Source organism: Mesorhizobium sp. M7A.T.Ca.US.000.02.2.1 (assembly GCF_003996995.1).
GTDB lineage: Bacteria > Pseudomonadota > Alphaproteobacteria > Rhizobiales > Rhizobiaceae > Mesorhizobium.
Genome location: NZ_RZTT01000130.1, coordinates 1 through 14,117 on the forward strand (window position 1 = coordinate 1; position 14,117 = coordinate 14,117).

The 14,117-nt window shown below is 63.7% G+C and carries 11 protein-coding genes; 6 read left to right on the forward strand and 5 right to left on the reverse strand.

Going from position 1 to position 14,117, the window contains the following annotated elements; genetic code table 11:
• Window positions 1–13 precede the first annotated feature (13 nt).
• Window positions 14–1,525 (reverse strand): MFS transporter, encoded by a 1,512-nt coding sequence (locus EOD15_RS14680; RefSeq protein ID WP_127408582.1) that lies wholly within the window; start codon window positions 1,523–1,525, stop codon window positions 14–16.
• A gap of 146 nt (window positions 1,526–1,671) precedes the next feature.
• On the opposite strand from EOD15_RS14680, the gene EOD15_RS14685 reads away from it, so the two are divergent.
• Window positions 1,672–2,580, forward strand: a complete 909-nt coding sequence (locus EOD15_RS14685; RefSeq protein ID WP_164761810.1) for a LysR substrate-binding domain-containing protein — start codon at window positions 1,672–1,674, stop codon at window positions 2,578–2,580.
• Window positions 2,581–2,726: 146 nt separating this feature from the next.
• Here EOD15_RS14685 and EOD15_RS14690 read toward each other — a convergent pair whose 3' ends face one another.
• The 3 genes from EOD15_RS14690 to EOD15_RS14700 form a co-directional block, all read right to left on the reverse strand.
• Complete coding sequence (locus tag EOD15_RS14690; protein ID WP_127321225.1) at window positions 2,727–6,215, reverse strand: PAS domain-containing hybrid sensor histidine kinase/response regulator; 3,489 nt, start codon at window positions 6,213–6,215, stop codon at window positions 2,727–2,729.
• Between the two features lie 126 nt (window positions 6,216–6,341).
• Window positions 6,342–6,617, reverse strand: coding sequence for a type II toxin-antitoxin system RelE/ParE family toxin (locus EOD15_RS14695; protein WP_127321224.1), 276 nt, complete (start codon window positions 6,615–6,617; stop codon window positions 6,342–6,344).
• Window positions 6,607–6,921 carry a hypothetical protein gene (locus EOD15_RS14700; RefSeq protein WP_127321223.1) on the reverse strand — a complete coding sequence of 105 codons (315 nt, stop codon included), beginning with the start codon at window positions 6,919–6,921 and terminating at the stop codon, window positions 6,607–6,609. The genes EOD15_RS14695 and EOD15_RS14700 overlap by 11 nt, the downstream gene beginning before the upstream one ends.
• A gap of 141 nt (window positions 6,922–7,062) precedes the next feature.
• Between EOD15_RS14700 and mscL the strand changes: the two genes are divergently transcribed.
• Entirely contained in the window at window positions 7,063–7,485 is a 423-nt protein-coding gene (mscL, locus tag EOD15_RS14705) for a large conductance mechanosensitive channel protein MscL (protein WP_027038576.1), read from the forward strand.
• A gap of 112 nt (window positions 7,486–7,597) precedes the next feature.
• Window positions 7,598–8,764: a pyridoxal phosphate-dependent aminotransferase gene (locus EOD15_RS14710; RefSeq protein WP_127408583.1), complete on the forward strand. Its 1,167-nt coding sequence runs from the start codon at window positions 7,598–7,600 to the stop codon at window positions 8,762–8,764.
• 335 nt (window positions 8,765–9,099) lie between these two features.
• On the opposite strand, the gene hemA is transcribed toward EOD15_RS14710, so the two are convergent.
• The gene (hemA, locus tag EOD15_RS14715; RefSeq protein WP_127408584.1) at window positions 9,100–10,377 is read right to left on the reverse strand and encodes a 5-aminolevulinate synthase; all 1,278 of its coding nucleotides are present in this window, start codon (window positions 10,375–10,377) and stop codon (window positions 9,100–9,102) included.
• 267 nt (window positions 10,378–10,644) lie between these two features.
• Between hemA and galE the strand changes: the two genes are divergently transcribed.
• The 3 genes from galE to EOD15_RS14730 form a co-directional block, all read left to right on the forward strand.
• Window positions 10,645–11,640, forward strand: a complete 996-nt coding sequence (gene galE, locus EOD15_RS14720) for a UDP-glucose 4-epimerase GalE (protein WP_127320762.1) — start codon at window positions 10,645–10,647, stop codon at window positions 11,638–11,640.
• 104 nt (window positions 11,641–11,744) lie between these two features.
• On the forward strand, window positions 11,745–12,995 hold the full coding sequence (locus tag EOD15_RS14725) for a D-amino acid dehydrogenase (RefSeq protein WP_127320761.1): 1,251 nt from the start codon (window positions 11,745–11,747) through the stop codon (window positions 12,993–12,995).
• A gap of 2 nt (window positions 12,996–12,997) precedes the next feature.
• Window positions 12,998–14,117: alanine/ornithine racemase family PLP-dependent enzyme (locus EOD15_RS14730; RefSeq protein WP_148129555.1), on the forward strand; the 1,120-nt coding region annotated here is incomplete at its 3' end.

The window sequence follows — 14,117 nt, forward strand, 5'->3', positions numbered from 1 at the left end:
ATCAGAATAGTATTCAATCAGAGCACTGAACCTCCGTCCGCCGCACCGGCCGGCCGTTGAAGCTCGCGAAACTGATGGCGGCCATAATCCAGACGCCGATCCCGCCATAGAGCATGACCCAGCCAAAGCCGTTGCGCAGCGCATCCTGGGCGACGGTTCCGGCGAGCCCTGAGATGGGATTTCCAGCAGCGATCGCTTCGGCGAGAAGACGCAATTGGGCAGCGTCGAGGTCGGGCAGCGCTTGCCCCAGATGCGCCAGCACACCGCTGGCCAGGATGAAGCCCATCACCGCGATGTTCAACGCCAATGAAACCATGCGCGCGCTCATGTCGATGCCGGAGGCCATGCCGGCGCGATCGCTCGAAACGGAACCCGTCGTCGTGTTGGTGACAGGTGTGTTGGTTATTCCCAGACCTATCCCCGCGATCAGGCAGCCGGGCAGCATCGTCAGCCAGTCCGGTTGCGCGGCGGCGCTGCCGAGCTTCATCAGGATGAACCCGATGCCGATGATGAGGAGGCCCGCCGGAATGATGATGCCGGGCCGATAACGCAGCGAAAAGCGCTCTGCCAACGGCGGCAGCACAAGCGTCGGCAGCGTGTAGGCAAGCAGGGCAAGGCCGGTGGAGACAGTGTCATAGCCGAGCCCGGCGTGGAACCAGATCGGCAGGTAGATCATGAAAGGCCAATAGCTGAGGTTCATCGCGGCCGAGCCGACGATGGCGCCCGAAAAGGGCCGGATCCGGAAGACCGAGAAATCGAACATCGGCCGCTGGCTGACCTTCTCGGCAATGAGGAAGGCGATGAAGCTCACTATCGAGATACCGAGGATCGCCAGCGCGGCAGGGCTGGAGAAACCCAGATCCGGCCCCTGGATGATGTAGAAAACGAGGCAGAAAACCGACGGCGACAGCGTCAGGATGCCTGCTACGTCGAGCTTGCCCGCCTGTGGATCCTTCGATTCGTGGACGCCCATCAGAGCGAGGGCGAACGCCAGCGCCGCAACCGGCACGTGGACAAGAAACACCCATTGCCAGTTCGAGACCGCGACGATGCCGCCGCCGATGATGGGGCCGAAGCCGAGGCCGGTGCCGAAGATGACGCCCCACCAGCCCCATGCGACGGCGCGTTCGCGCCCTTCCCGGAATTCATGCGACAGCACGGCAAGCTGGCAGATCAGCATCGCACCGCCGCTCAGGCCCTGCAGAAACCGGGCGACGATGAGCGTGGAGACGCTTTCAGCGAGACCGCAGATCAGGGATGTCAGGCCGAAGGCGGCGATGGCGACCAGAAAGACACGCTTGCGCCCGTAACGATCGGCGATCGTGCCGACCGCCATCAGCACCGTCGTGACCGCGATCGTATAGGCGTTCATCACCCATTGCAGTTGCTTGAAGTCGGCGTGCAGCACCTGCTCCAGTGTCGGCAGGATCGCGGGAACACTTGAAATCTCCAGGCCGAACATCAGGCACGCCAGGCAGGCGGCAAACAGAACGACGATGCCTCGGCGGGTCACTACAGTGGGCATGGTTCAACCTTTCGAACGTATTTGTCGGCAATCGGCGAATCCATTGCAGCTCGCCCGGCGCGCGTATGGCCCAGGGTAGGCGAGGCTTGATCATCTTAGAATTGCATGGTTGGCTATTTCAGAGACAACAAGTGCGGATAGCTGACATGACGCTGGACGTAGACGCTGTGAAAACATTCGTCGCCATCGCCGATCTTCAGAGCTTCACGCGTGCGGCCGAGGCTCTTGGCAGCACGCAAGGGGCGATCAGCGTGAAGCTGAAGCGGCTGGAAGATCGCGTCGGCCAGAAATTGATCGAGCGCACGCCTCGGCTGGTGCGCTTGTCGGCGCAGGGCGCGGTGTTTCTCCAGCCCGCACGCGACTTCCTCGCCGCACACGATCGCGCCATTGCCAGCCTGTCTTCGGTGCGCCGCCGCTTCACGCTGGGCATCGCCACCCATGTCGGAGGCGCGGAAGTCCCGACATTGCTGGCGCGGCTCAATGCGCATGACCCGGCGCTCACCATCGAAGTGCGGCTCGATGATTCGCGCGACCTGCTGGACGCTTTCGATCGCGGTGAGATCGACGCGGCGATCATCCGCCGGGAGGACGACCGGCGCGATGGTGAAGTGCTGGCGCCCGAACATTTCGGCTGGTACGCCGCGCCCGGCTTCGTCCACCAGGCCGACGAGCCGCTGCGCCTGGCGGCATCCTCGCCATCCTGCGGTATTCGTAACATCACCACCCGCGCGCTCGACGCTGTCGGAATACCGTGGACGGAGGTGTTCCTCGGCTGCGGCTCCTTCGCCGTTGCCGAGGCCGTCTCGGCCGGCCTCGCAGCCTCGGTATTTTCCTGCCGGCTTGCCCCATCCGGGACCATCGAGGTCAGCCGGAAATTCGGGCTGCCGGCGCTGCCGCCTTCCGAGATCGTGCTGCTTTCGACGCTGACGGACGCCAAGTCCCGCGAGGCGCTGAGGACGCTTGCAATGGCCTTTCGCGAGCATCGTCCGCCTGTGGCGGGCAATGCCGGACGGCCTCGGTTCCGCAGTTCCCAGATGGTCGACGGCCTGGCCTAGAGCAATTCCAGGAAAAGTGTGAAGCGGTTTTCCGTCTAGAATTGCGTTAAAACAAAGAGTTAGATCAGATCGCCGTTCCGTGAAACGGTGAAATGCTCTAGGACTCCACCCTCGGACACCAGGGCTGAGACCGGGCGCCTTTGCTGCTATTCGGCCGCCGGTGCCAGTGGCCTGACCCTGGCCATCATCGAGCGCAATACCGCTGGTTTGAGCGGTTTGTTGATCACCGCAATCTCGAGCCCGCCGGCGGCCGTGCGCACCTCATTGGAGCGGTCTGCGGTGACCAGCACGGCCGGCAGGGTGTCGCCATGGAGCGCGCGCAGCCTGACGATGATATCGAGACCGGTTTCGCCGTCGAGATGGTAGTCGGCAAGGACGATGTCCGGGCGGTGTGTCACCACGCTTTCCAGATCCTTTGAACCGGACACGGTGTCGACGTTGCAACCCCAGCCTTCGAGCAGGAGCCGCATGCCCTCTAGGATGCGGGCGTCGTTGTCGATGCACAGCACGTGCAGCCCGGCCAGCGAAGCCGTCGCGCGGGCAGGAACCCTGGCGTCGATCTCGCGCCGCGGTTCCTGCACGGCCGCGACGGGCAGGATGACGGAGAAGCGCGTGCCCTTGCCAGGGTTGGAAAAGATCCGGATCTCCAGCCGCAGCACCCGGGCGATGCGGTCAACGATGGAGAGGCCGAGACCGAGGCCCTCGGCCTCGCGCGCGCCCTCGTCGAGCCGGGTGAATTCGCGAAAGACGGTGTTCAGCTTGTCGCCGGCGATGCCGATGCCGGTGTCGATCACCTGGATCTCGGCCAAATCGCCGCGCCGTCTGACGCCAACCAGCACGCGGCCGTGGCGCGTGTATTTGATGGCGTTGGAGACGAGATTCTGGATCAGGCGGCGCAGCAGATTGCGGTCCGTCGTCACTGTCAGCGATGACGGCATGATGGTCAGCGCGAGCTTCTTCTCGGCGGCGAGCGGCCGGAAGTCGTTGCCGATCTGGCGCAGCAATCCGTCGAGGTTGAAGGCGGTATCGTCCGGCTTCATCGCGCCGGCGTCGAGGCGGGAGATGTCGAGCACGGCGCCGAGGATGGTCTCGACCGATTCCAGCGAGGATTCGATGTTCACGGCGGCCTTGCCGGCAGGCCCTTTGCCGGCCTTCTCGATCAGCGAGGAGCAATAGAGCCGGGCGGCGTTGAGCGGCTGCAGGATGTCGTGGCCGGCGGCGGCGAGAAAGCGCGTCTTGCCGAGATTGGCCTCCTCGGCCAGCATCTGCGCCTGCGCCAGCTCCTCATTGACCCGGGTCAGTTCGATGGTGCGGGTCTTGACGCGCTGCTCCAGCGATTCATTGGCACGCTTCAGCGCCAGATCCTGTTCCACGCGCCCGGAAATGTCGGCATAGGTGGCGACGATGCCGCCGTCCGGCATCGGGTTGGAGCGCAGTTCCAGGATGCGGCCCGAGGTTTTCAGTTCCATCTGCCATGGGCTGACGAAACTGGTCAGCCGGTTGAGCATGGCCACACGCTGATCGGCGGGGATGTCACCGCGCTCGGCGAGATGGCGCAGGATGCGGTCGAGCGAGACGCCGACCTGGCCCATCTCGTCGGGCAGGTCGAACAGCGCCCGGTACTGGCGGTTCCAGCAGATCAGGCGGAAATCGCGATCGAAGACGGTGATGCCCTGTTCCATCTGGTCGAGCGCGATCTGCAACAGGTCGCGGTTGTGCTGCAGCGCCTCGGTGGCGTCGTCGAGCAAGCGGAAGGCATCTCGGGATTCGCGGTCGTGGCGCCGAAACAGCAGCGACAGGATCAGCCGCGCCGAGGAGGAACCGACGGCGCTGGCGAGCAATTGCTCGGAGAAGCGGATGACGTCCATGCTCGCCTGCTCATTGCCGTGCAGCGAGGTTCCGTTGGTCTTTTCGAACGACTGGAAGGAGCGCTCGGTGCGCTCCACGCCGAGATAGCGCCCGATCGTGTCCTTGAGGTCGTTGACGGTGATGGCGGTGCGGAAGCGGCGCAGGCTTGGCATCGGGCCGGCATCGCGCGGCACGAAGATCGACGCCTGTATACGTTCCAGCGGCACCGATGCGCGCGACAGCGAACCGAGCACGAAGAACACCGCGTTGAGCGACAGGCTCCACAGCACGCCGTGGTTCAGCGGTTCGGCGACGGTGCCGAACAGGGCCTGCGGCCGCAAGGCCTCGAAGCCGAACAGCCCATGCACGATGATGCCGGTATCAGGGGCGGCAAGCGACGGAAACAGCAGCGTATAGCCCCAGACGAGGATGCCGGCGACCATGCCGAGTGCCGCACCCCGGCCGTTGGCGCCGCGCCAGATCAGCCCGCCGATCAGGGCGGGCGCGAACTGGGCGATGGCCGCGAACGACATCAGGCCGATCGACGACAGTCGCGCGCTGTCGGTGCTCTCGCGGTAGTAGAGGAAGGCGATGAACAAGAGGATGAAGATCGCCCCGCGCCGCACATTGAGGATGAGCGTCGACCAGTCCTCGGTCTCGGAGGTCGAGGTCTTGAGCAGGCGGCGCACGAACAATGGAATGACGAGGTCGTTGGAGATCATGATCGACAGCGCCACGCTTTCGACGATCACCATCGCCGTCGCCGCCGACAGGCCGCCGATGAAAGCCGCCATCGCCAGCACATCATGGCCGCTGAACAGGGGCAGCGACAGCACGTAGAGATCGCTGCTGGTTCCGGTGCCGACCAGCGAAAGGCCGGCGAAGGCGATCGGCAGCACGAACAGGTTGATCGCCACGAGGTAGAGCGGGAACACCCATGTCGCGGTGCGCAGTTCGGCCTCGCCGCGGTTCTCGACGATGGTGACGTAGAACTGCCGCGGCAGCATGATGACGGCAAAGCCGCTGAGGCACGTCAGCACCAGCCAGGTGGCGAGCGAAGTGTTGTAGCTCATCGCCTGGCGGACCTGCGCGTTCTCAGCGAGCTTGTCGAACATGTCGCCCGGGCCGCCGAAGATCAGGAAGGTGACCATCAGGCCGATCGCCAGGAAGGCGGCGAGCTTGACCACGGTTTCGACCGCCACCGCCAGCACCAGCCCGTCCTGGTGTTCGGTGGCGTCGGCGTGACGGGTTCCAAACAGCACCGCAAACAGCGCCAGGAGCATGGCGACGACCAACGAGATGTCGCTGACGAAGGGATCGAACGAAGGCGGCGATCCCGTATAGTGCTCGACCATCAGGCTGACCGAACCGGAGATCGCCTTCAACTGCAGCGCGATATAGGGCACCGCGCCGATGGTGGCGATCAGCGTGGCGATCGCCGCGACGGTGAAACTCTTGCCGTAGCGCGCGCCGAGGAAATCCGCGATCGAGGTGATCTTCTCGGTCTTGGCCAGCCGCACGATGCGGTTGAGCAGCGGGAAGCCGAACACGAAGACGAGCACCGGGCCCGTATAGATGCCGAGGAATTCGAGGCCGCGTTCGGAAGAGAGACCGACCGAGCCGAAGAAAGTCCAGGATGTGCAGTAGATAGCGAGGCTGAGTGCGTAGATGAAAGGCCGCCCCCGGCTCGGCTCGGAGATGGCCGAGCGGCGGTCGCCGAGGCTGGCGATGGCAAACAGCAGCGTCACATAGGCGACCGCGATGATGACGATGAACAAGCCCTGCACGCTTGGACTTTCCTCCTCTGCCGTCTTTCTATCCGGCTTGCCCGGACGCAATCACAGCTTGGCGTCCGAGTCCATTGCAGAGCTGCATAGGACGGTTCTCAGGCCGGCGCGTCGGTGTCGATGTCGTTATGGTGAAGATCGCCGCTGGGCGCCGTGGAAGATGCGGCCGACAATGATCTCCTCCGAACCCATACGATAGAGGATGATGTGCTTGCCATGGACGAACTGATGGGTCCTGCCTTCATAGAGCCTGCCCATATTCGGGTAATCGCCGAGCAATTCAAACACCGCGTCGAGTTCACGCAGATACTTTTCGGCCTGAGTGTGGCCGAAGTTTTCGAAGGTGTGTCGGTAAATGTCTTTCAGATCGCGTTCGGCGCGATGCGTTATCCTATGGCGCATGCGGGAATTCGGCACGCGCTTCCCGAATAATGTCGTCGATAGACTTGTCGCTGACGGGGCTCTCAAAACCTTCGTCGATGGCCGCCTGAATCGCTTTCCGCTTCTCATCGGGCGAAAGCGCGTCGAACCAAGCGCGCTGCTCCTTTGTCGGAGCCGCCCACGGGTAAACGTCAATGCTGATGGTTTCGAGCATGTTCATGAGAATATTATAGGCGAAATCGCCTATGATTGCCAGAAATTCAACGCTGCTCCTGCCGAACCGTGGGTCTCGAACAACTGAACCGGGGTCGGTCTTGGCGAGCAACCTAGCCGGCTCCCGGTAAGGAGAAACCGGTTGCTTTCCCTTTTTGCCGATGTTGCGTCAGGAGGTTTTTGTTATGTTGTCTCAGGTCGATGTCGCAAGGACGGAAACGGCAGCTCGGCCAGTCACGACAAGGAGGGTCGAATGCTGAAAGAATTCCAGGAATTCATTTCCAAGGGTAATGTGATGGACCTTGCGGTCGGCGTCATCATCGGCGCGGCCTTCGGCAAGATCGTCGATTCCCTTGTCAACGACATCATCATGCCGATCGTCGGTGCGATTTTCGGCGGATTGGACTTCAACAACTATTTCTTCGGATTGTCCTCAGCCGTCAACGCGACCTCGTTGGCCGATGCCAAGAAGCAGGGCGCGGTCTTTGCCTATGGCAGCTTCATCACCGTGGCGCTGAACTTCCTCATCCTCGCTTTCATCATCTTCCTGATGGTCAAGGCGGTGAACAACATGCGCAAGCGGCTTGAGCGCGAGAAACCCGCTGCACCGGCCGCTCCGCCGCCCGCCGACGTCGCGCTGCTCACTGAAATTCGCGATCTGCTCGCCAGGCGCTGACCACCGGCGGCATTTGCTGGACCAAGACGCCGGTCGTTCGCGGCCGGGGTTTTCTGTTTTCGCATCTGGTAAGGACCGCTGACGAAAACCGCAGACCAAAACGGACCCGCCAATGACCCTGATCGACAGTTTGCGCACCGAGGCCCGTGCGGCACCCGAAAGCGGCATTGTCGCCGTCGTCAATTACGGCCGCCTGCGCGAAGGCATGATTCCGCTCTGGGCCGGCGAGGGCGACCTGCCGACGCCAGCCTTCATCACCGATGCCGCGTCGAAGGCGCTGGCCGGCGGCGAGACATTCTACACCTGGCAAAGGGGCATCCCCGATCTCAGGCAGGCGCTCTCCCGCTACTATGCCAGGCATTTCGGCAAGACCTTCCCGGAGGAAGAATTCATCGTCACCGGCTCCGGCATGCATGCCATCCAGCTGGCGCTCGACGCGCTCGCCGGCGCGGGCGACGAGGTGGTTTATCTGTCGCCGGCCTGGCCGAATTTCGATGCCGCGGCAGCGATAGCGGGAGCCGTTCCGGTGGCGGTCACGCTCGATCATTCCGGCAATGGCTGGTCCTGCGACGTCGAGAAGATCGCGGCGGCGATCACGCCGCGCACAAAGGCGCTGTTCATCAACACGCCGTCGAACCCGACCGGCTGGACCGCCGATCATGAGACCTTGCAGGCCATCCTCGATCTGGCGCGCGCGAAAAATCTGTGGATCATCGCGGACGAGATCTATTCGCTTTTCCACTATGGCCATGGCCGCGCGCCGTCCTTCCTCGACATCGCGTCGGCGGAAGACCGTATCCTGTACGTCAATTCCTTCTCCAAGAACTGGGCGATGACCGGCTGGCGTGTCGGCTGGATCAAGACGCATCCGAGCTTGCAGCAGGTGTTCGAGAACCTGATCCAGTATTCGAACTCCGGCGTCGCCCAGTTCATGCAGCGCGGCGCGGCCGCCGCCCTTGACGAGGGCGATGCCTTCGTTGCCGAACAGGTGGAGCGGGCGCGCAAGGCGCGCGACCTTGTCTGCGGCATCCTCGGCGCCACCGGCCGCGCTGGGTTTACGGTGCCGCAGGGCGCGTTCTATCTGTTTTTCACTGTCGACGGCATCACCGATTCACGCACCGCTGCCTTCGACATTGTCGACAAGGCCAATGTCGGCCTGGCGCCAGGCACGGCTTTCGGCCCCGGCGGCGAGGCGTTTTTGCGGTTGTGTTTCCACCGCCGCCTCGACCAGATCGAGGAAGCGGCACACCGGCTGGCGAAGTGGATGAAGGCAGTTTGAGGATTGGGCTGGACAGGAAAGCCGCGCGTTTGAAGATTCTGGACCGCCTCACTCTTCGGCCGCAGTAACGGCATGGATCCTAGGGTCTGCGCCGCGTCGCTTCGCTCCTTGCTCCGCCCTAGGATGACGAAGAGAAAGATGCCTCGGCCAACCTCGAAGGTCGGCCATTGCTACGATGCCAGACTCCAACTCTGTGACTAGCCAGAAGCCCCCACGCTTCGTCATCCTAGGGCGTAGCAGTCGCGAAGCGACGTCGCGGAGACCCTAGGATCCATGCCGTGACGTCGGAGCGTCGCGGCGTTGGAAGCAATCGACAGGCGCAACCAGCAACGGCTTCAGCCGCCTGACTTGGGGACCAGCAGGGGAATGATGCGGTCGCTCTTGGCCACCGAAGGCCGCCCGGCGGAGCCATAGGGGATGCCGAGCGCATCCCAGGTCTCGACCAGCGCATCCTGCAATTCGGCGATCAGCGCATCGGAGTGGAACGGCGTCGGCGTGATGCGCAGCCGCTCGGTGCCGCGCGGCACGGTCGGGTAGTTGATCGGCTGGATGTAGATGCCGTGCACGCCGAGCAGGCGGTCGCTGGCCATCTTGCAGGCCTCGGGATCGCCGACCAGAAGCGGCACGATGTGGGTCGGCGAGTCCATCACCGGCAGGCCGGCGGACGACAGGATCTGCTTGGTTCGGCGCGCCTGCTGCTGCTGGGCGTCGCGCTCGGCCTGCGAGCGCTTGAGATGGCGGATCGACGCGGTCGCGGCAGCCGCGATCGCCGGCGGCAGTGCCGTGGTGAAGATGAAGCCCGGCGCATAGGAACGCACGGCGTCGATCACAGCGCTGGTGCCGGTGATGTAGCCGCCCAGCGTGCCGAACGCCTTGGCCAGCGTGCCTTCGATGATGTCGATGCGGTCGGCCAGGCCTTCGCGCTCGGTGATGCCGCCGCCGCGCGGCCCGTACATGCCGACGGCATGGACCTCGTCGATATAGGTCATGGCGTTGTAGCGCTCGGCGAGCTCGACGATCTCTCTGATCGGCGCGATGTCGCCATCCATCGAATAGACGCTTTCGAAGACGATCAGCTTGGCGCGTTCGCGCCCCGCCGCCTGCAAAAGGCTTTCCAGATGCGCCACGTCGTTGTGGCGGAAGATTTTCTTCTCGGCGCCGGAACGCCGCACGCCTTCGATCATCGAGGCGTGGTTCAATTCGTCCGAGATGATCAGGCAGTTGGGCAAAAGCTTCGCGATGGTCGAGATCGAGGCTTCGTTGGAGACGAAACCGGAGGTGAAGACCAGTGCCGCTTCCTTGTCGTGCAGGTCGGCAAGCTCCACCTCGAGCTCGACCAGCGGGTTCGACGTGCCGGAAATGTTGCGGGTGCCGCCGGCGCCCGAACCCATCTTGCCAGCGGTATTCTGGAACGCGGCGATGACGTCGGGATGCTGGCCCATGCCGAGATAGTCGTTGGAGCACCAGACGGTGATTTCCTCGGCGCGGCCATTGGAACGCCAGATGGCGCGCGGGAACTTGCCCGCGATCCGCTCCAGGTCGGCGAAAACGCGGTAGCGACGCTCGGCATGGAGCTGGTCGATCGCTTCCTCGAAGAACCGCTGATAGTTCATATAGGCTTCCCAATTTTTGCGCGGGATCATAATCATTGGCCTGTTGGTCGTCCACCTGGCCTTTTTGGTCAAAATGCCACGCCCCGGACCTGTTCCTAACGATCACGGATCGTGGCCTATTCCCTTGATGTGGATCAACTTTGTTTCAGGACGATGCCACTAGCCGGCGATGCCGGTTACCACGGTTTCAATGGTTATGCGGCGGGCTTTCCAGTAGAGCGGGGGTTGAGACAGTTTCCGATAAATCTTGGATAAGCGAGGACGCGGATGACGGTTTTGGTTACAGGCGGCGCCGGTTATATCGGCAGCCACATGGTCTGGGAGTTGCTTGATGCCGGCGAGAGCGTGGTCGTCCTCGATCGCCTTTCCACCGGTTTCGAATGGGCGGTGGCGCCGGAGGCGAAGCTGGTCGTCGGCGACGTCGCCGACAGGGAATTGGTCGGCTCGGTCATCAGGGAGAACAAGGTCGACGCGATCATTCATTTCGCCGGCTCGATCGTGGTTCCGGAATCGGTCGCCGACCCCCTCAGTTACTATGAGAACAACACCTCGAAGACGCGCACGCTGATCGAAACCGCGGTGCGCGAAGGCGTGCCCAATTTCATTTTTTCATCGACCGCCGCCGTCTATGGCGGAGCCGGCCTGGAGCCGGTACGCGAGGACGCCCGCCTGTCGCCGGAATCGCCCTATGGCCTGTCCAAGCTGATGAGTGAGTGGATGCTGCGCGACGCGTCGATCGCGCATGGCCTGCGCTATACCGCGCTGCGCTACTTCAACGTCGCCGGCGCCGACCCGAAGGGCCGCACCGGCCAGTCGACGCCGGGCGCAACCCATCTGATCAAGGTCGCCTGCGAGACGGCACTTGGCAAGCGGCCGTTCATGCAGGTGTTCGGCACCGATTATCCGACGCCGGACGGCACCTGCATGCGCGACTACATCCATGTCAGCGACCTGGCGGCGGCGCATCGCCTGGCCTTGCAGCGGCTGCGTGCCGGGGGACAAAGCCTCGTCGCCAATTGCGGCTACAGCCATGGCTACTCGGTGCTCGAGGTCATCGACAGCGTGCGCCGCGCCTTCGGCCATGATTTCGAGGTGAAGATGGGCGATCGCCGTCCCGGCGACGCCGCGGCGGTGGTCGCCAATTCGGATCTCGCCCGCGCTGAACTCGGCTGGACCCCGCAACGCGACGATCTCGACCAGATCGTCGCCGACGCGCTCGCCTGGGAACGCATCCTGACCGGCAAGAACTCCGCGCGCGGCTGAGCCGGGTTCTCCCGAGGGCTCGCAAGGCGGGCAGCGAAGCGCTATTGAAGGCGTTCGCGGCAAGGCGCGGAGGCGTCGCCCGCGAGGAGATCTTGGGGGATGGCATGAAAATAACGGTGCTCGGGGCCGGTGTCGTCGGTACGGCGGCCGCCTATTATCTGGCCGGCGACGGCCATGAGGTGACAGTGATCGAGCGCCATCCGGCGGCGGCACAAGGCACCAGCCAGTCCAATGCCGGCCTGGTGTCACCGGGTGACGCCACCGCCTGGGCCTCGCCGGCGGCTTTGAAGACTTTCCTGCGCGGGCTCTACAACCATGATCTCGGCATCAAGGTCAGGCTGCGCCTCGATCCCTATTTCCTCGCCTGGAGTCTGCGTTTCCTGCGCCAGTGCACGGTGGCGCGCCTGCGCGCCAACACCGACGTCAAGCTCAGGCTCGCGCTCTATTCGCGCGACTGCATCAATGCGCTTTCGGAAGCGACCGGCATCCACTACGACGAGCGCAAGAAGGGCATCCTCTATTTCTTCCGCTCGCAAAAGAGCCTCGACACCGGTACCGACAATTACCGTTATCTTGCCAGGCACGGCCTGCCGATCGAAATCGTCGGCCGCGACCGACTGGTCGAACTGGAACCAGGCCTTGCCGGCGTCAAGGACAAGATTGCCGGAGGCGTCTATTCGCCAACCGACCAGACCGGAGATTCCAAGCAGTTTGTCGACAGGCTGGCCGCCTATGCTGCCGAGAAGCTCGGCGTCAAATTCCTGTTCGGCACGACAGTCGAAGGCCTCGACGTCGAGGGCGATCATGTGCGCGCGGTGATGACGTCGGCCGGCCCGGTCGCCGGCGATGCCGTGGTCATCTCGATGGGACCGGAGAGCGGCCTGCTCGGGCGCCGTTACGGCATCGACCTGCCTGTCTATCCGGTAAAGGGCTATACCGCGACGATTCCCCTGGAGGACGAAAGCAAGGGACCGACCATGGGCGGCGCCGACGAGGACCGGCTGATCGGCTATTCCAGGCTGGGCAACCGCTTGCGAATGTCCTCGACGGCCGAATTCACCGGCTTCGACCGAACTTTCAAGCCCGCCGATTTCAAGACGATCATCAGCACCGGCAAGGATCTTTTCCCGGGTGCCTTCGACGAGAAGAAGGCTGTGTTCTGGGCCGGTCTGCGGCCGATGATGCCGAACTCGGTGCCGGTCATCGGCCAGGCTCGCTACAAGAATCTCTATCTCGACACCGGCCACGGCCATGTCGGCTGGACCATGGCCTGCGGCTCGGGGAAATTCCTTGCCGACCTCGTCGCCGGCCGCAAGCCGGAGATCGACCCGCAGGGGCTGGTCTACGGGGGGTAGCGATGTCGGGACCGCAAGTCGCTATCGACCTTGGCCGCATCGAGCGCAATGCGCGCACGATCGTCGAGCGCTGCGCGCTGTCGGGCATAAAAGTGTTCGGCGTCACCAAGGGCACTTGCGGCATGCCGCAAGTGGCGCGCGCCATGTTGCGCGGCGGTGTCGCCGGCATCGCCGAATCGCGTTTCGAGAACATCCGCCGGCTGCGCGACAGCGGCATCAACGCGCCGATCATGCTGTTGCGCAGCCCACCGATGGCGCGTGTCGAGGAGGTGGTGCGCACCGTCGACATCAGCCTGCAGTCGGAACTCGCCACCATCCGCGAGATATCGCGCATCGCCGAGCGCATGGGCCGCATCCACGACATCATGCTGATGATCGATCTCGGGGATCTCCGAGAGGGCATCTGGCCGAACGACCTGATCCCGACCGTCGAGCAGATACTGCAGTTCAAGGGCGTTCGCATTGCCGGCATCGGCACCAATCTCGGCTGCTTCGGCGCCATCATGCCGACGCCGGAAAATCTCGGCCAACTCGTCGCCCATGCCTACAAGACCGAGCGCCTGTCCGGCAGAAGCCTCGACGTGATCTCCGGCGGCGCCTCGTCGTCGCTGCCGCTGCTGCTCGAAGGCAAGTTGCCGGCCGGCATCAACAACCTGCGGGTCGGCGAGGCGATCCTGCAGGGTGGTGTCGAGACCTTCCGCGACACGCCGTGGGCGGAGCTCGAACCCGATGCCTGCCGGCTGACCAGCGACATCATCGAGGTCAAGCTCAAGCCGTCACGACCGATCGGCCAATCGGGCTACGACGCCTTCGGCAACCAGCCGGTCTTCCCCGACGAAGGCGACAGGCTGCGCGCCATCGCCAATATCGGCCGCGAGGATGTGCTGGTCGAGGGACTGACGCCGATCGCGAGGGGGATAAGGGTGCTCGGCGCCTCCAGCGACCATCTGCTTTTGGATGTCGCCGATGCCGAACCGAGGCCCTCCGTCGGCGACCGCGTCGCCTTCCGCATGAGCTATGGCGCCATGCTTTTGGCGATGACCTCGGAATATGTCGAGAAGGCCCCGATGCACGATGTCGAGGATTTTTCCGGCCGTAAGATGGTGCAGATCACGGCCGGGC